This is a genomic window from Ensifer sp. Root1252, from assembly GCF_001425885.1.
GTDB classification, from domain to species: Bacteria; Pseudomonadota; Alphaproteobacteria; order Rhizobiales; family Rhizobiaceae; genus Ensifer; species Ensifer canadensis.
Genome location: NZ_LMDT01000001.1, coordinates 198,430 through 215,053, shown reverse-complemented (window position 1 = coordinate 215,053; position 16,624 = coordinate 198,430). Strand labels below are relative to the sequence as shown.

Annotated in this window: 12 protein-coding genes and 1 tRNA gene; 8 read left to right on the top strand and 5 right to left on the bottom strand. The window is 60.8% G+C overall.

Translation table 11 applies throughout. The features are described 5' to 3' along the window. Positions 1–112: 112 nt before the first annotated feature. On the bottom strand, positions 113–3,751 hold the full coding sequence (locus ASD02_RS01070) for a PAS domain S-box protein (protein ID WP_057221818.1): 3,639 nt from the start codon (positions 3,749–3,751) through the stop codon (positions 113–115). A 230-nt stretch (positions 3,752–3,981) separates the two neighbouring features. Between ASD02_RS01070 and ASD02_RS01065 the strand changes: the two genes are divergently transcribed. The 4 genes from ASD02_RS01065 to ASD02_RS01045 all read left to right on the top strand — a co-directional run bounded on the left by ASD02_RS01065 (position 3,982) and on the right by ASD02_RS01045 (position 7,892). Beyond that, complete coding sequence (locus ASD02_RS01065; RefSeq protein WP_025425989.1) at positions 3,982–4,431, top strand: phasin; 450 nt, start codon at positions 3,982–3,984, stop codon at positions 4,429–4,431. Positions 4,432–4,579: 148 nt separating this feature from the next. Beyond that, a tRNA-His gene (locus ASD02_RS01060) sits at positions 4,580–4,656 on the top strand. 388 nt (positions 4,657–5,044) lie between these two features. Continuing rightward, positions 5,045–6,808: an adenylate/guanylate cyclase domain-containing protein gene (locus ASD02_RS01055; protein WP_057221819.1), complete on the top strand. Its 1,764-nt coding sequence runs from the start codon at positions 5,045–5,047 to the stop codon at positions 6,806–6,808. A gap of 403 nt (positions 6,809–7,211) precedes the next feature. Further along, positions 7,212–7,892, top strand: a complete 681-nt coding sequence (locus tag ASD02_RS01045) for a peroxiredoxin-like family protein (RefSeq protein ID WP_025425992.1) — start codon at positions 7,212–7,214, stop codon at positions 7,890–7,892. Positions 7,893–8,091: 199 nt separating this feature from the next. On the opposite strand, the gene ASD02_RS01040 is transcribed toward ASD02_RS01045, so the two are convergent. Then, the gene (locus ASD02_RS01040; RefSeq protein WP_025425993.1) at positions 8,092–8,973 is read right to left on the bottom strand and encodes a LysR family transcriptional regulator; all 882 of its coding nucleotides are present in this window, start codon (positions 8,971–8,973) and stop codon (positions 8,092–8,094) included. Positions 8,974–9,089: 116 nt separating this feature from the next. Here ASD02_RS01040 and ASD02_RS01035 point away from each other — a divergent pair, with 116 nt between their 5' ends. The 3 genes from ASD02_RS01035 (at position 9,090) to ASD02_RS01025 (ending at position 13,092) form a co-directional block, all read left to right on the top strand. Next, complete coding sequence (locus tag ASD02_RS01035; protein ID WP_025425994.1) at positions 9,090–10,586, top strand: CoA-acylating methylmalonate-semialdehyde dehydrogenase; 1,497 nt, start codon at positions 9,090–9,092, stop codon at positions 10,584–10,586. 378 nt (positions 10,587–10,964) lie between these two features. After that, positions 10,965–12,047 (top strand): YjgN family protein, encoded by a 1,083-nt coding sequence (locus tag ASD02_RS01030; RefSeq protein WP_051509196.1) that lies wholly within the window; start codon positions 10,965–10,967, stop codon positions 12,045–12,047. Beyond that, positions 12,037–13,092 (top strand): M48 family metallopeptidase, encoded by a 1,056-nt coding sequence (locus ASD02_RS01025; protein ID WP_025425996.1) that lies wholly within the window; start codon positions 12,037–12,039, stop codon positions 13,090–13,092. Before ASD02_RS01030 ends, ASD02_RS01025 begins: the two co-directional genes overlap by 11 nt. 210 nt (positions 13,093–13,302) lie before the next feature. On the opposite strand, the gene ASD02_RS01020 is transcribed toward ASD02_RS01025, so the two are convergent. Then, positions 13,303–14,343: a Fe(3+) ABC transporter substrate-binding protein gene (locus ASD02_RS01020; RefSeq protein WP_025425997.1), complete on the bottom strand. Its 1,041-nt coding sequence runs from the start codon at positions 14,341–14,343 to the stop codon at positions 13,303–13,305. A 193-nt stretch (positions 14,344–14,536) separates the two neighbouring features. Between ASD02_RS01020 and rirA the strand changes: the two genes are divergently transcribed. Further along, the gene (gene rirA, locus ASD02_RS01015) at positions 14,537–15,010 is read left to right on the top strand and encodes an iron-responsive transcriptional regulator RirA (RefSeq protein ID WP_025425998.1); all 474 of its coding nucleotides are present in this window, start codon (positions 14,537–14,539) and stop codon (positions 15,008–15,010) included. Between the two features lie 95 nt (positions 15,011–15,105). Here rirA and ASD02_RS01010 read toward each other — a convergent pair whose 3' ends face one another. Then, complete coding sequence (locus ASD02_RS01010; RefSeq protein WP_025425999.1) at positions 15,106–15,495, bottom strand: response regulator; 390 nt, start codon at positions 15,493–15,495, stop codon at positions 15,106–15,108. A gap of 158 nt (positions 15,496–15,653) precedes the next feature. Continuing rightward, positions 15,654–16,367: a helix-turn-helix transcriptional regulator gene (locus tag ASD02_RS01005; RefSeq protein ID WP_057221820.1), complete on the bottom strand. Its 714-nt coding sequence runs from the start codon at positions 16,365–16,367 to the stop codon at positions 15,654–15,656. Positions 16,368–16,624 lie beyond the last annotated feature (257 nt).

Genomic DNA, 16,624 nt, shown 5'->3' with positions numbered 1-16,624 from the left:
CTTCCCCTTGGATCGCCTCCGATTTCAAGAAGAGGATTATGCAGCAGGAATTGCCGTGAGGATGCCAACAAACTGGTTTCCCCAAGTCAACATTTCCTTACAGCATCTGTCGTCAGTTCGCCAAGACGCGTTGTGACGGGAAGGAGATTTCCACCAGCGTGCCCTCGTTCGGTGCCGAGGTGATGGCGAACTGCGCACGGTTGGCTTCGGCCATGGCTTTGGTCAGCGGCAGCCCGAGGCCGGTGCCGTCGCCACGCTTGCGGCCACCGGTCGTCACCTGCCGGAAGGGCTTCATCGCCTGGTCGAGTTCGCTGCGCGTCATGCCGACGCCGGTGTCGCGGATACGCAGGATCACGCTGCCGTTCGGCTCATAGGAGGTCGACACCACGATCTGTCCGCCCGATGGCGTGAAGCGGATGGCGTTCGCCAGGATGTTGAGTGCGATCTGCTTGATCGAGCGGCTGTCGGCAACCACGTTCGGCACAGCTGTCGAAAGCGACGTGCGGATGATGACGCGCTGGCTGTTTGCCTGCGGCTGCACCAGCGACACCGCTTCGGAAACCGCATCGTTGATTTCGACCGAGCCGAAGTCGAGATCCATCTCGCCCGCCTCGATCTTCGAGATATCGAGCAAGTCGTTGACGATATCGAGCACATGGCGGCCGGAGCGGCCGATGTCGCCGGCGTATTCGATATAGCGCGGATGGCCAACCGGGCCGAAATGCTCGCTCGCCATCATGTCGGAAAAGCCGATGATCGCATTGAGAGGCGTGCGGATTTCGTGGCTGACGCGCGCCAGGAACTCCGTCTTGTGGGCATTTGCCATCTCGGCCGCGCGCTTGGCGTTGCGCAACTCCTCTTCGGTCCGCTTCCACTGGGTGATGTCGCGGATGACGGCGCAATAGCCGTTGGAGGCGGACAGGCGGCCGATGGTCATGAACAGCGGCAGGAAGCCGCCTGCGGCCTCGCGGCCGATCACTTCGCGGCCGTCGTTGAGTACGCTGGCAACCCCATGGCCGGACAGGCCTTGCAGATAATCGATGACCGCCTTCTGGCTCTCATGGGCAAAGAGCGCTGCAAACGGCTTGCCGCGGATTTCGCTCTCATCGTAGTTGAAGAGCGCGCTCGCTGAGCGGTTGATCGAGCGGATATCGCCGTCGTGTCCGAGAATGACGACACCATCGGTCGCCGTCTCGAGGATCGAGCGCAGCTCGTCGATTTCGGTCTTGAGCTTGCCGACCTGTTCGTCGGCGACGGGAGCCGGAGCGGTTTCGACCGGGCTCGCTTCGCTCTCTTGGGGCTGCGCGACTTCCGTCGATGCCAGGGCCAGCATCAGCGCGCTCTTTCCGTCCCAGCGGATCGAGTGCAAGTGGGCCGTTACCGGAAGCAACTGCCCGGTCTTGCGGATCAGCGTCATCGTGCCGTCCGGCTCCGTGTCGCCGACCTCCTCGTCATTGGCAAAGAGCGCGTCGATGCCGCCTTCCTCTTTGAAATCATCGAGCGTGTCGTAGCCCGTCAGTCGCAGGAATTCCGGATTGGCGTGCAGCAGGTCGTCGCCGAGATGCACGAGCAGGCCGACAGGCAGGCTATCGAGGATCTCGCCGCTGAAACCGACGGTCGCGATCGTCGCCGGGTCCATGCTCGCCTCGGCCAGGTCGTCGGATCGAGGTTCGGCTGCGGCCACCTCGCTCGAAGCTTCTGGCGTCTCGAACTCAGACTCGCTGGTCGCGGTCGGCGCGGCCTCAAGAGCTGCTTCGTCCAGGGTTTCAGATACCGGTTGTTCCGCTTCGCCTTGGATGGCGTCGTCTGAAGCCTCGTCCGACCGGGTCTCGTGCGCCTCTGGGCGTCCCACAAAATTTTCGCCGAGCTGCCGCGCGATTTCGCGAAAAGCCGCCTGCTCGCCGCGGGTGAGCGCGCTTGAACCGGCCGGGCGGTGTAGCTCGAGTTCGATGATCTTGTCGGAAGCCCGGCGTCCGGGCGTCTCGACGATGCGAAGTGCTGGGCGCTCACCAAGGAAGGGATCGGCCGGCACCGCGGGCTGGTCGGTCGTTACTGCCTCGGTCGGCTGCGGCTCGTCGGAAAAAAGTGCAGGTTCGTCGGCTTCATTCGCGCCGGCGGTCGCGATCTCGTGGGTCGCCTCTTCAACGGCTGCCACGCCATTCGGCGAAGTTGGCGCCGTCAGATCGTTGGCCTCTATCGCATCCTCGTCACGATCGAGCGAAAGGCCGTTGGCGTTGTGATCTTCGACGGCATCTGCAACGCGCACGATGCCGAAGCCGCGGAAACCGTCGAACTCCCGCGAGCGCGAGTAGGTGGGCAGGGCGGCGAGGTCGACCGGGACCTTAAGGCTCGTGCCTTCGACCGGCCAGAAAATCGTCTTGCCGGACCAGGTGTCGCGGCGGTGCAGGAGCTCGTTGATCTTGTTGTCGGGGTCGAGACCATAGCGCGCCGCAAGCGAGGCGAAGCTGACACCGATCACGTCGGCGGCCTTCGGCCCGACCGCCGAGGCAAACTCCTCCGAGATTTCGCTGAACTGTCCTTCCGCGTCGATTTTCCAGACGAACCGCACCGCCCGCCCGCCGATCGCAAAGGCGAAGTCGGACTGAGCGCCGACAGGGGCGTCTTTGTGTTCGCGCGGTTCAACCGATGTAGCATCGGGGACAGGCGCTGCCTCGGCGACAATTGCCGTCTCGGCGGACGGCAACTGCTCCGCGCCTTCTGGTGCGGCGTCCGTCTGTTCCTGGGCCGCATCTGATGTTTCGGCGGTCGCTGTTTCCAGCGGCGTTTCGGTATCGGTGTCGACGGCGAGGTCGGGTTCCTCTGCTTCGACTGCGGCGACGACGTCGTCGGCTTCCGCAAGCGGCTGCTCGATTTCACGTTCGGCGACGATCCGCTGATCCGCCGAAGCCAGCTCGTCGGGAGCCGATTGCTCGACGACCGTTTCCACCGCGCCAGTAGCCATCGCCGCTTCCGTTTCGACGACAGCGGGTGCGACGTCGGTCACAACATCGGCCTCGACGACCTCCGCGACGGCTGTCGGCGGCAAGACAGCCTCGGCCGGTGCTTCATCCGGGTCGAGGTTGCCGAGGATGGTTTCCACCGCAAAGAGAAGATGAAGCGCCGGTTCGTCGGCGATCTTACCGATGGCGGCGGGCAGGTGTCCCTTTGCCGTGGCGACCGGGCGCTTGATCAGCCAGTCATGGTCGCGGGCAACGGCGGCGACGAGTTGGCGGCGCGTCTCGTCGGACATGCCGAGATTGGCAAAGCCAGGCGACTGGGCGACGATCGTACCGTCGGCATCCAGCACGGCCATGTGCGTGTCCGGGCCGTCGAGCCCGGCGATCATGCGCGCCGCGCGATCTTCCGTCGAAAGCGGCTTGCCGGAATGGGGTGCGGTGAACAGCACGCCCAATTCGTCCAGCCGGACGCGGATCAGTTCCACCGTCGTATTGAGCGGCACGCTTCGAAAGCCCGCGGCAATGCGCATCAAGAGCTGGCGACGATCGCCGACCGAAACGAGCTGCGTCGCGGCGGCCTTCAACTGCCGCGCCGACAGGTCGTTCGCATTGGGGCCCGTGTCGATGAAGTCGTAGATCGAGTCTGCGCCGAAGAAGGCGGCACCCTGATCGTTGGCCCACAGAACGCGGTTAAGGTCCCTCGAAAACAGGATCGCCGCATCGCCGCGCGCAAAATGTTCGCGCACCCGCTCATGCACGGCAATGTCGATGAAGGGGTACTGTCTTGCGGGCATGGACGGGCCTATTGACGGGTCGCTGGTACGTTAACACTCTATTAATACCCGCCACGCGGCTGAGGGTCCAGCAATCGGCGTCTTTCGCTCACCCCTTTCATCGCGAAGGGTTAACGCAGGCGAATTTGTGCACTGCACAATTTTATTGCAATGCACAATAGGATCGGTTATATAGTGTGCATCAATCAACGGCGCCTCAAAAGAGGGCCCTGACACCAAGGAGCGCATTCATGGCTACCAAGAAGATCGACGACGCATTTTCCTTCTCCTCTTTCGACCCGGCAAAGGTTGCCGACAGCTTCCGCGACTTCGCGGAAAAGGGCGCTGCCCAGTCGAAGGACGCTTATTCCAAGATGAAGACCGCTGCCGAGGAAGCAAGCAAGACCGTCGAAGCGACGCTTGAAAGCGCCCAGACCGGTAGCGTTGAACTCGGCCTCAAGGCCATCGACGCCCTGCGCACCAATGCCGAAAACTCGCTTTCGCACATGGAAGCGCTGCTCGGTGTGAAGTCGCTGTCCGAATTCGTCGAGCTGCAGACCTCTTTCTTCCGCAAGCAGGCTGAACTTGCCGTCGAACAGACCAAGTCGATGCAGGAAGCAACCAAGAAGGTTGCTGAGAATGTTACCAAGCCTGGCAAGGAAGCCGCTGAAAAGGCGATGTCTTCTTTCAAGAAGGTCTGATCCGCGCCGGCCCCTGGCCGCGCTGGGCATGAATGGGACCGGGTGGCTTGCCATCCGGTCTTTTTGCAGGATAATCTCAAGTTTAGGCTTGCAAAGCGGCGGAAGTCTCCGTATGTGAGCCGCCAAGCGACTGATGTCGCTCGTTTGTGCGGTTGTAGCTCAGTTGGTTAGAGCGCAGGTTTGTGGCACCTGAGGTCGGAGGTTCGAGACCCCCCAACCGTACCATTCTCTTTATATCTATCTGATATTAAGCGCTTTTCGCGCACCTGCTTCCGTCTCTATCGACGTTCTCCGGATATTTGGACGACAAATGCACCACAATCGACGGTGCGGGTTGGTGTTCCAACGCTTAAATCCGCTTAAGGCAGGAACGGAATTCCAAACGTCGCTGTGTCCATCTCCGCCATCGACCCGAACCGGTCGTTCCTGAGGCCCGGATCGCACCCTGAAGCTGACATTTTTTGGAACCGCCACACAAGTGGAGGTTGGCGCGCCCTGCCACGATGTTGGATATCGACCAATCGGCTTCAAGCCGAATGGACATGGGAGCAAGACGCCAGTAAAATTTCGCCAATGGGCGCCAGGAAGGCGCCCCAGGAAGGCGCCATTGTCCATGGCCAACGAACCCATCACACGGCGGCTCGCTGCCATTTTGGCGGCTGACGTAGTCGGCTACAGCCGGCTCATGGAGCGTGACGAGAAAAGCACCTACACGCAGCTCATGGCGCGATGGAAAGAGGTGTTGGAGCCACTCGTCGCCACACATCAGGGCCGCGTCTTCAAGAGGACCGGCGACGGCGTGCTCGTCGAGTTCTCCAGCGCCGTCAACGCCGTCGAATGCGCCGCGGCACTTCAGCGGGCCATGGCAGCCGCCAACAAGGACGTGCCGGCAGACCTGGCGATCGTGCTTCGCGTCGGCGTCAACCTGGGCGACATCATGGTCGCCGACAGCGATCTCTACGGCGATGGGGTCAATGTGGCGGCGCGTATCGAGGCGCTTGCCAGGCCTGGCAGCGTAGCCATTGCGGATGGTGTTCATGAATATGTGCATGGTCGCATCGACCTCGACTTCGTCGACAGCGGTCATCACGAGGTCAAGAACATCGAACGCCCGGTGCATATCTGGACGTGGTCGCCGGACGACCGCACAAACGATCCCGTCAAGATTGCCACCGAAGCCCCGCCGCAGCTTCCAAAGAAGCCATCGATAGCCGTTCTGCCGTTCGACAACATGTCCGGCGACCCGGAGCAGGGGTATTTCGCCGACGGCATCACCGAGGACATCATCACGGATCTCTCAAAGGTTTCCGGCCTCTTCGTGATCGCCCGCAACTCCTCTTTCGCCTACAAGGGCAAGGCGCCAGATATCCGCAAGGTGAGCCGGGAACTTGGCGTCCGCTATGTCCTGGAAGGCAGCGTACGCCGGGCCGCTGATCGAATCCGCATCAATGCCCAGATGATCGACGGCACGACCGGCGGTCATCTATGGGCCGAGCGCTACGATCGGGGAATTGAAGATATCTTTGCGGTTCAGGACGAAGTGACCCGCACCATCGTCACCGCGCTCAAGGTGAAGCTAACAACCGGCGAGGAAGAGCGACGCGGGAGCCTCGGCAAGGTCGATCCAGAAGCCTATGATCTGCTCGTCCGTTCCCGCCAGGCGATTCTGCAGTTCAACGCCGTATCGTCCGCGGAGGCGCGCAGCATGCTCGAGCGTGCCATCGCCATCGATCCGGGGCTTGCGGCTGCCTACGCTTCTCTCGCGATCATCGCCTTGACCGATTTCATCAATCGGTGGAACGGCGGGACGGCCGACGATCTTGAACGCGCTTTGGAGCTGGCACAAAGGGCCGTCGATATCGACGATAACGAGCCGCATGGCCATCACGCTCTCTCGCTCGCGCACTGTTGGATGCGGCACTTCGACGAAGCGGAGCATGCCGCTCAAAGGGCGATCGAACTCGATCCCAATTCCGCGAGCTGCCATACTGCACTTGGCACGATACGGGATTTCCAAGGTCGGTACGAAGACGCGCTGCCATTCTACACACGGGCCCATCGGCTCGATCCGCAATTCGACCTGTCGCTGCATTTCCTGGGTCGGACGTTGTTGAACCTCGGCCGTTTCGGCGAGGCCGAGATCGCCTTCAAGCGCCGCCTGGCGCTTGCGCCGCGATCGGACATGACGCGCTTTTATCTCGCCTGCCTCTATGGTCGCACCGGGCGCCACGAGGAGGCGCGCCGCTACTGGCGCGAAGTGTTCGAGGTTAACCCGAACTTTTCCATCAACCACCTCAAGCGGGCCTTGCCTTACCGGGATCCCACTGTGCTCGATCGACTGGCGGACGGACTCCGCGAGGCCGGAGTGTCTATCTAACCAGGGAAGGCGCGTGTCAGGAGGTCCATTCGACCTCGCCGCCGTGCCGTCCCGTGGCACGGATGACGATTCGCTGTTTACTGCTTGCTCGTGGGCCAATGTGAGGCCATTCTCAGGTCGATCCTGGCTGTACGCTACTGCATGTTTCCTTAAATCCTATTCGATTTAAGGAAAAAACATGCAGCAATTCAAAGTGCGACAGCGACCTTTGCGCGTCTAATAAGACGCGCGGCGCTGTATGGCGAGAGGTCAGGCCCTGCGGCGCTTGATTTCGACCTCGGCAACATGGCGGAGGCCGAGAGCTCTCTGCGTTGGAGCAGGACGTTTGCGCCCAGTACGGGCTCTTTGAAGTACGTCTTGTGCTGCCTCTTCTTCATTGGTCCTTCGGGCGAGGAGGTTGACCATGTCTGCACATTATCTGGATCATCCGTTACAACCGGGCGACCAGGCTCCGAACTTTGTGCTGGATGCGATCTCACGCGAGGGGAAGATCGCACTTGATGATTTTCGCGGCCGTCGCCCGTTGTTGGTCGGTTTGTTTCGAGGCCTGCTGTGTCCGTTCTGCCGACGCCATGTCGCGGCGATGGCACAGTTCAACACGGCTCTGCGCGAAAAAGGCGTCGAATCTCTGGCGGTGGTCAACACCCCGGTCGAGCGCGCGCGACTCTATTTCCGCTATCATCCGATACCCGGTCTTCTTGCTGCATCGGACCCGGAGCGAGCTTCACACCGCGCCTTCGGCTTACCCCTCCTCGAGTTTACGGAGAATGAGACCGACTGGCCACGCAAGGTTGGAATGGACGTGGTCATGACGATGCGGGTCGATCGGCCGGGTGAATTGCCTGAACCGATGGATCCGGCGACCGCGGGCGACCTTCTCAGCGAGAAGGATGGGTACGAAATCACAGAAGCCGATCAGCAGGTGAGGGTACCCGGCCATATGCAACTCATTGGCCAGTTCCTGCTCGATCGAGAAGGTGTGGTGCGTTGGAGCTTCACGGAAGTTGATGGCCAGGGCCAAAATATGTGCCGGGCGCTGAATCCCGAAGAATTGATGTCGGCAGTTTCACAAGTCGCACATTGACAGCGAAAAACGCGCCAGACCGCCGCGTTGGATTCTGTGGGTAGAGACATTCGCCGGCGCGCAATCGTCCGGGATCGCTCCACTGCATGTTTCCTAAAATCGTTTTCGATGTAAGGATAAAAACATGCAGCCATTCAAAGTGCTACAGCGACCTTTGCGCGTCTAACAAGACGCGCGGCGCTGTAGCTCTGGAGCGCGGTCAGGCAAACATCTGGTGCTCCGCGGTCACCAGCTCCTGCAGGAAGGCCGCCACGGTGCGCACGCGCACCAGGTCGCGGGCGCTTTCGTGGTAGGTGGTCCAGTAGGCACGCCGGATTGTGGTTTCAGGCAGGATGCGCTCGAGTTCCGGCGTGTGCCGGGCGATGTAGTTGTGCAGGATGCCGATGCCGGCGCTGGAGCGCACCGCCTCCGTCTGCCCGGTGGCGCTCGAGATTTCGAAGGCGGCATCCCAGCTGCGCATGATCTCGGCCGAAAAATTCAGCGACGGCGTGAAGATCAGGTCCTCGACATAGCCGATGCGGCGATGGTGCTTGAGGTCGTCGATCGTTTGCGGCGTGCCGTGCTGCGCAAGATAGGTCGAGGAGGCGTAGAGACCGAGCGTGTAGTCGGTAAGCTTCGATGAGACCAGGCGTCCCTGTTCCGGCCTTTCGATGGTGATGGCGATATCGGCTTCACGCTGCGACAGCGAGAAGGAGCGGGGCACCGGCACGAGCTGCAGCTTCAGTTCCGGATAGCGCGCCGTCAGCCGCCCGAGGCGCGGCGCGAGGAAGGAGACACCAAATCCATCCGGCGCGCCGATGCGTACCGTCCCGGCGATCGCCGTGTCGATGCGGCCGATCTGCGACTGTGCTGCCAGCATCTCCGTTTCCATGCGTTCGGCCGCCGCCAGGAAGATCTCGCCTTCGGCCGTCAGTTCGCAGCCGTTCGGCCTGCGCACCAGGAGACGGGTCTTCAGCGTTTCCTCAAGCGAGGTCACCCGCCGGCTGAGCGTGGCATGGTTGAGGCCGAGCCGCTTGGAGGCGGCAAGGATCTGCCCGGTGCGCGCGACCGCCAGAAACATTCTCACGTCGTCCCAATTCATGTTTCTGATCCCTATGGACTTCAATTTGCGCACAACGGTTGCTGAATATCGGAAATTGCTTTGTTCAAATCGTAGTGCGATCATGCCGCCACAATCAAGATCAGGAGGAGACATCCATGTACGAACTCGGTCATTTCATCGATGGCAAGCGCGTCGCCGGCACCAGCGGGCGCACGAGCAACATCTTCAACCCGGCAACGGGCGAAGTGCAGGGCACCGTGGCGCTGGCAAGCGACGCGGAACTCGGCGCTGCCGTCGCCAGCGCCAAGGCCGCGCAGCCGAAGTGGGCAGCCACCAACCCGCAGCGCCGCGCCCGCGTGTTCATGAAGTTCGTCGAACTTCTCAACACCCACATGAACGAGCTGGCCGAGATCCTCTCGCGCGAGCACGGCAAGACGATTGAAGACGCCAAGGGCGATCTCGTGCGCGGCCTGGAAGTCTGCGAATTCGTCATCGGCATTCCGCATCTGCAGAAGAGCGAGTTCACCGAAGGTGCCGGCCCCGGCATCGACATGTACTCGATCCGCCAGGCCGTCGGCATCGGCGCCGGCATCACGCCGTTCAACTTCCCCGCCATGATCCCGATGTGGATGTTCGCCCCGGCGATCGCCTGCGGCAACGCCTTCATCCTGAAGCCGTCCGAGCGTGATCCGTCCGTGCCGGTCCGCCTGGCCGAACTGATGATCGAGGCAGGTCTGCCGGCCGGCATCCTCAACGTCGTCAATGGCGACAAGGGCGCGGTCGACGCGATCCTCACCAACCCCGACATTTCGGCCGTATCCTTCGTCGGCTCGACCCCGATCGCCCGCTACGTCTACGGCACGGCTGCCATGAACGGCAAGCGCGCCCAGTGCTTCGGCGGCGCCAAGAACCACATGATCATCATGCCGGACGCCGATTTGGACCAGGCCGCCAACGCGCTGATGGGCGCCGGCTACGGCTCGGCCGGCGAGCGCTGCATGGCTATCTCGGTTGCCGTTCCCGTTGGCGAGGACACTGCCAACCGCCTGATCGCCAAGCTGACGCCGATGGTCGAAAGCCTGCGCATCGGCCCCTATACCGACGAGAAGGCCGACATGGGCCCGGTTGTCACCAAGGAAGCGGAGAAGCGCATCAGAAGCCTGATCGACAGCGGCCTCGAGCAGGGTGCGAAACTCGTGGTCGACGGCCGCGACTTCAAGCTCCAGGGCTATGAGGACGGCTACTTCGTCGGCGGTTGCCTGTTCGACCACGTCACCCCGGATATGGATATCTACAAGACCGAAATCTTCGGACCGGTCCTTTCGGTTGTTCGCGCCAAGAACTACGAGGAAGCCCTCGACCTGCCGATGAAGCACGAATACGGCAATGGCGTCGCGATCTATACCCGCGATGGCGATGCTGCCCGTGACTTCGCCTCGCGCATCAACATCGGCATGGTCGGCGTCAACGTTCCGATCCCGGTTCCGCTCGCCTACCACTCCTTCGGCGGCTGGAAGTCCTCGTCCTTCGGCGACCTCAACCAGCACGGCACGGACTCGATCAAGTTCTGGACCAAGACCAAGACGATCACTGAGCGTTGGCCGTCAGGCATCAAGGACGGTGCCGAGTTCGTCATGCCGACGATGAAGTAATGACGGGATAAAGATCCTCCCGCCTCCAGGGCCTCCTTCGGGAGGCCCTTTTTTGTTGCGTGCCCGAGGCCTCCTTCGAGAGGCCTTTTTTTGCATGCCGGGGCCCCTTCGAAAGACCCTTTTCTGTTGCATGTCATGTTGCACTGCAACTAATTTGATATGCCCGAGGCGGCGGAAAATTGATTCGCGCCTTGGTCGAATATTGCAGGCATTTCGACCGTTCATTTGCATGGAAGGCTCATCCGGGGGATAGCCACAGTTCGCTGGGTTCACAATTGACGTCAATCTGTCGCAACGCGGCGCCTGTGTGATGGCGGGCTGCCGCAAGCTGATTTCATTGAGAGAGGTTTTATCATGGTCGTGGCCGAAACGGCGTCGATGCAAGGGACGTTGACGCAGAGGGTACCGGACAATTTCCACCGTCTGTCGTTTACCGGTAGCGGAAAAGAGTATTTTGGCATCTGGATCGTCAACGTGCTGCTGACGATCATCACGCTCGGCATCTATTCCGCCTGGGCGAAGGTCCGCCGCAACCGCTATTTCTACGGTAACACGGTGCTTCTCGGGCGCGCCTTCGAATATCACGCAAAGGGTAAGCAGATCCTGATCGGTCGGGTGATCGTTTTCGCTTACCTGATCTTCTACAACGTCATGCTGAACGTCGTGCCGATCGCCGGCATCATTCTTGCCCTGTTGCTGGTGGCCTTCGTGCCATGGCTGGTCGTCAGGGGCCTGCGCTTCAGTGCCCGCGTGACCAGCTATCGCAATGTGCGGTTCGATTTCGTCGGCGGCGTCGGCGGTGCGTTTCTCGCCTTCATCGTCGGTCCGGTTATTTCGGTCCTCACACTTGGCATCCTGGTGCCGCTCGCCAGCCGCTGGTCCTATCGCTACATCGGCAGCAACCTGCGTTATGGGCAACGGGCATTCGCGACCGATCCTTCCGTCGGTGCGATCTACAAGTCGTGGTTCCTGTCGGCGGCCATCATCGTCGCTGGCCTGCTGATCATTGCCTTTATTGGTTTCCTCAATCTGGCCGTGATCATGTCGTTGTTCGACGGCTCCATTGAGGCAACGCTGGGAATGCACGTTTCGATGATTGCCTTGTTCGTCATCGCCTACATTGCATTCCTCTCGATCTTCGGGGTCGCGGCGCTGTTCTACCGTGCCGGCGTGCGCAACGTCGCCTGGTCGGCAACGACCTTCGACGGCAAGCATCAGTTGACGAGCGACCTGTCGCGGGGCCGTTACGCCTGGATCGCGATTACCAACATGATCGTCACCATCTTCACGCTGGGCCTTATGCGTCCCTGGGCAGCCGTGCGCATGGCGCGTTATGTCAATGAACACACGGGCGTCCATTTCGAAGGCAATGTCGGCGAGATGTTCGACCGGATCGCCCAGGAAGGTTCGGCCGTCGGTTCGGAGTTCATGGACTTCGAAGGGTTCGACTTTGGCTTCTAACGGCACGGAGATTGCTGTTGGCGAGTGGCATCCGGCCGGTTCCAGCCGGTCGGTGCCCTCGCGGCTGATCGAAGATGGCGGTGGCCTCAAGGCTTTGGATGAGGCCGGCGCCGAACTTGCAGGTGGAGCACTTGCTGCCGTCGATATTTCTGCGCGCGTCGGCGCCATTCCGCGTCGCATCGAGTTTCCCGATGGTTCTCTGTTCGAGACGACCGACAACGACGCCGTCGATCGTTTCCTGAAACGCAAGGGAAAAACCAATCTCGTCCACGAATGGGAGCGTTTTCACCCGCGCCTGATCGCGGTCGTCCTGGCGACCGTGCTCAGCGGCGTGGCCATCTATCGTTATGCCGTACCGGCGCTGGTCGAAATCGCCGTGCTGGTGACGCCGCCGATCGTGCCGAAGATCATGTCGGCAAGCACCATGGAGACGATGGATCGCACGCTGCTCGACACGTCGGCGCTTGCAATTGAGCGCCAGGACAAGATCCGTGAGGGGTTCAACGCGATCGCACGGCTGTCCGATCGCGGCGAGGGTGGCTACACCCTCAACTTCCGCATGGGCGGGACCATCGGCCCGAATGCTTTCGCGCTGCCCGACGGCACGCTGATCGTTACCGATGAGCTGATCGAGCTTGCCGGCGACGATACCGAAATGATCGTCGGCGTGCTGGCGCACGAGATCGGTCATGTCGAACTCGAGCATAGCCTGCGCCAGATCTACCGCGCCGCGGGCGTCGCTGGGCTGGTCATGATGATCGGTGGCGACATCGGCTCCGGTGCTGAGGACATTCTGGTGCAGGGTGCCGGTCTCCTTACGCTCTCCTTTTCGCGTAGCGCGGAAGCGGCAGCAGATCGGCATTCGGTGGAACTGATGCTGAAAGCCAGGCGGGATCCGACGGCAATCGCACGGTTCTTCGACCTGCTCGAAAAGGAGCTTGGCGACAGTTCCGACACCAGCATCCTTGCGACCCATCCCGGCACACCGGAACGGCGCAAGGCGATCCTCGATTATGCCGGCGAACTGAGGGCGCAGGCTCAGTAGCCCTCTGGTCCGTCGAGCGGCTTCCCCACACAAGGCGCGACGCTGTCATCAAAACGAAAACAGCGGGCACACGGCCCGCTGTTTCCAATTCACGCGATGGCTACAGCGCCGCGCGTCTTAATTTGACGCGCAAAGGTCGCTGTAGCACTTTGAATTGCTGCATGTTTTGATCCTTAAATCGAATGGGATTTAAGGAAACATGCAGTAGGATCAGTCCTGCGGGCCGTCGTTGTAGCCGACCTTGTCGACCAGTTCCGATGCCTTCTTGCGGTTGGCTGCAATGTCGGCCAACGGCAGTTCGTCGGGCTTGATCGTGCCGAACGACTTGACCACGTCGGAGGGCTCGGCACCCGGCAGCACCGGATATTCGTATACCTGCTCGGCGTAGATCTTCTGCGCTTCGCCTTCCGACAGGAATTCCATCAGCTTCAACGCATTGTCCTTGTTCGGGGCGTTCTTGGCGAGTGCCATGCCCGAAATGTTCACATGCGTGCCGCGGTCCTTGGCGTTCGGGAAGAGCACCTTGATAGCCGCCGCCCATTCCTTCTGTTCCGGCTCCTTCTCGTTGGTCAGCATCAGACCGACATAGTAGGTGTTGCCAAGCGCCAGATCGCATTCGCCGGCAAGGATCGCCTTTGCCTGGTCGCGGTCGCCGCCATCGGGCTTCTTCGCCAGATTGTTCTTCAGGCCAGTCAGCCACTTCTCGGTCTCGGCTTCGCCGTTGTGGGCGATCATCGAGGCGAACAGGCCGATATTGTAGGAGTGCTGGCCATCACGGGTGCAGATCTTGCCCTTCCACTTGGGATCGGCGAGTTCCTCATAGGTGATGTCGTTTTCGGCGACGCGGTCCTTGGAGGCGTAGACAACGCGTCCGCGGGTCGTCAGGCCGAACCAGTTGCCATCGGGGTCGCGGAAGTGCGCCGGGATGTCCTTGTTGATCGTCTCGTTGGCGACCGGCTGCGTCACGCCCGCATCCTTGGCTTCAGTGAGGCGGCTGATGTCGACGGTGAGGATCACGTCCGCAGGCGAGTTGGCGCCTTCGGCCTGGATGCGCTCGACGAGGCCCTTGTCGAGGAAGAGCACGTTCGTCGTGATGCCGGTTTCCTTGGTAAAGGCATCAAGCAATGGCTTGATCAGATCGGGCTGACGATAGGAATAGATGTTGACCTCGCCATCGGCCCAGGCAGCAGTGGACGCGAACAGGCTGGCGGTGAGGGACAATACGCCCATTGCAGCTCTTGAAACGGACATGGTTTCCTCCATTTTTTTGGTTTGAGCTAAGTTAACAAAATCGCTCATCTTTTTGATCGGCAGCCACCAAACAGTCAACTGGGAAACCGTTAACGATCAAGCAGATGTGACTTTTTTGGTATTTTGGAATTGTTCCAAACTACGATCCGTCCTATATGAAGGTTTGATAAACCTCTCGATTTCGGAGTGAATGATGCGACTGACGAAACAAACGAACTACGCGGTTCGCATGTTGATGTACTGCGCTGCAAACGGCGAGAAGCTCAGCCGCATTCCTGAAATCGCCAGGGCCTATGGCGTCTCAGAGCTGTTTCTGTTCAAGATTCTCCAGCCGCTGACCCGCGCTGGCCTGGTCGAGACTGTTCGTGGCCGCAACGGCGGCGTACGGCTGCCGAGGCCCGCTTCCGCAATCACCCTGTTCGACGTGGTCAAGGTCACGGAAGACAGCTTCGCGATGGCCGAGTGCTTCGAAGCCGGTGAAATCGATTGCCCGCTGGTTGACAGCTGCGGCCTCAATACCGCTCTGCGCAAGGCTTTGAACGCTTTCTTCGAGGTGCTTCAGGGCTACACCATCGACGATCTGGTCAAGGCGCGTCCCCAGATCAACTTCCTGCTCGGCCTAGAAGAGACCAAGCGTCCGCAGGCCCCGCAGACGACTGCGGCCTGATCCGACGTTTGCGGCGCCGCGTATCAGTCATGACCTCGGCGCCGTAGCTCTACCGCTCATGATTTAGCCGCTCAAAGCGGCCGCCGGCCGCCCCTTCAGTTCGGTGCCAGATATTCCCTCAGGATGAACTCTATTGCCGTCGGATCGATCTCGGACTTGTCGATCCGGAAATCCGCGCCGTACTCTTCCAGACTCTGGAAATAGGGCTCGACGAGCGACCCCGAGATCACGCCGATCGGGCCGATGAAGCCCTGGTACCGGAGTGCCGGCACGGTTTCGCGAAAGTCGCGCTGCGGCTGAAGGCGATTGTCCATCAACACCATCGACACCGGTTTGCCCGAACGAAGGAATTCGAGGGCGCTTTCGATCGTCTGGCAATAATGCAGTTCGATCTCGATGGTGCTGACCTTCTTGATCAGCCCGCGCAGAATGAGGTTCTCCGCAGGGTCGTCGTCAACGAGCAGGATATGGGCTTTTTGTGTCATGATCGTCCAAGTACCTGAGTGACCGGGAGCCATTCTGCTGCGCGCGCCTGTCATCGGCAAGCGGGTGGGGTGGCGAGTTTGCATCGTTTCTGCGGCGCCTGCTGTCAGCGGGGCCGCCTTGCGACGCCGCCAGGTTCAGATCGCCCCGTCGATCGGCTTCACTGAATGATCTGTTCGCGTATCGCCTTCGCCACCATTTGGGTCCGATTGACGACATCCAGCTTCTTCAGGATTGTCGCCGTATGCGAATTCACGGTGTGTTCGGACACCGATACGATCAGCGCGATCTCGCTTGCCGTCTTGCCATGGGAGATCCACTTGAGGATCTCCGTCTCGCGCGGCGTCAGGCCCATGCCGGCCTTGTTGGAAAGCGCGATGCGATAGAAATAGTCGAAGGCGCAGACGGCGTCATAGGTCAGCTCGAAATGCTCGGAGCGGCCGATGTCGTTGCCGTCGCCCAGAAACAGGACGGCGTATCGCGCGCCGGTCGCTGCCGCGTGCACCGGCACGCTCAAGAGCAGCTCGAAGCCGAGCTGGACCAGCAGGTTCTGGCCATTGGCGCAGCCGCGATCGCCTGACCTCCAGACGGAGGAAATGATCGATGTGTGCAGGGTTTTGTAGAAAAGCGAATCGCCGAAGCGGTGGCGCTTGTCGTATTCTTCCGCGAGGCCCGACGGAAGATCGTGCAGGACGAGCCGGGTGGACAACATGCAGGCGTCGTTCTCGTTGCCGAGCTGCAGAATGCCGAAATGGTTGAAGCCGAACCGCAATGCCATCGTGTGAAAGATGCGGAAGAAGTCGACGCGGTTGAGCGCTTTCTCCAGATCGTCGCGGAGATCGTAACGCCTGTGATTTTCCAGCAAACGTGCCACGCGTGCGCTACCCTTTTGTCGCGAGGCGGCAGTCTACTCGCAAGGCCGGCTCAATCAACGGCATGAAGCCGGTGACGAAATTGCGGATCGGCATCATCATGGTCGTCTCGCGGTCGCGTCGCCGCGATGTTGAAAGCGCCGAGTGGCGGATGCCGCCCCCTCCCAAGGACGTTTTGGCACGTCGATTGTCTCCCCCGAGATTTTGTCCAGGTTCTATTGCACGATCACATAGGGGATTTCTACCCAACTATCTTGGG

Coding starts and splice junctions, on each gene's coding strand:
- ASD02_RS01035 (WP_025425994.1), top strand. CDS start 9,090: ATGTACGAACTCGGTCATTTCATCGATGGCAAGCGCGTCGCCGGCACC.
- ASD02_RS01010 (WP_025425999.1), bottom strand. CDS start 15,495: ATGACACAAAAAGCCCATATCCTGCTCGTTGACGACGACCCTGCGGAG.
- ASD02_RS01070 (WP_057221818.1), bottom strand. CDS start 3,751: ATGCCCGCAAGACAGTACCCCTTCATCGACATTGCCGTGCATGAGCGG.
- ASD02_RS01065 (WP_025425989.1), top strand. CDS start 3,982: ATGGCTACCAAGAAGATCGACGACGCATTTTCCTTCTCCTCTTTCGAC.
- ASD02_RS01045 (WP_025425992.1), top strand. CDS start 7,212: ATGTCTGCACATTATCTGGATCATCCGTTACAACCGGGCGACCAGGCT.
- ASD02_RS01030 (WP_051509196.1), top strand. CDS start 10,965: ATGCAAGGGACGTTGACGCAGAGGGTACCGGACAATTTCCACCGTCTG.
- ASD02_RS01040 (WP_025425993.1), bottom strand. CDS start 8,973: ATGAATTGGGACGACGTGAGAATGTTTCTGGCGGTCGCGCGCACCGGG.
- ASD02_RS01055 (WP_057221819.1), top strand. CDS start 5,045: ATGGCCAACGAACCCATCACACGGCGGCTCGCTGCCATTTTGGCGGCT.
- rirA (WP_025425998.1), top strand. CDS start 14,537: ATGCGACTGACGAAACAAACGAACTACGCGGTTCGCATGTTGATGTAC.
- ASD02_RS01020 (WP_025425997.1), bottom strand. CDS start 14,343: ATGTCCGTTTCAAGAGCTGCAATGGGCGTATTGTCCCTCACCGCCAGC.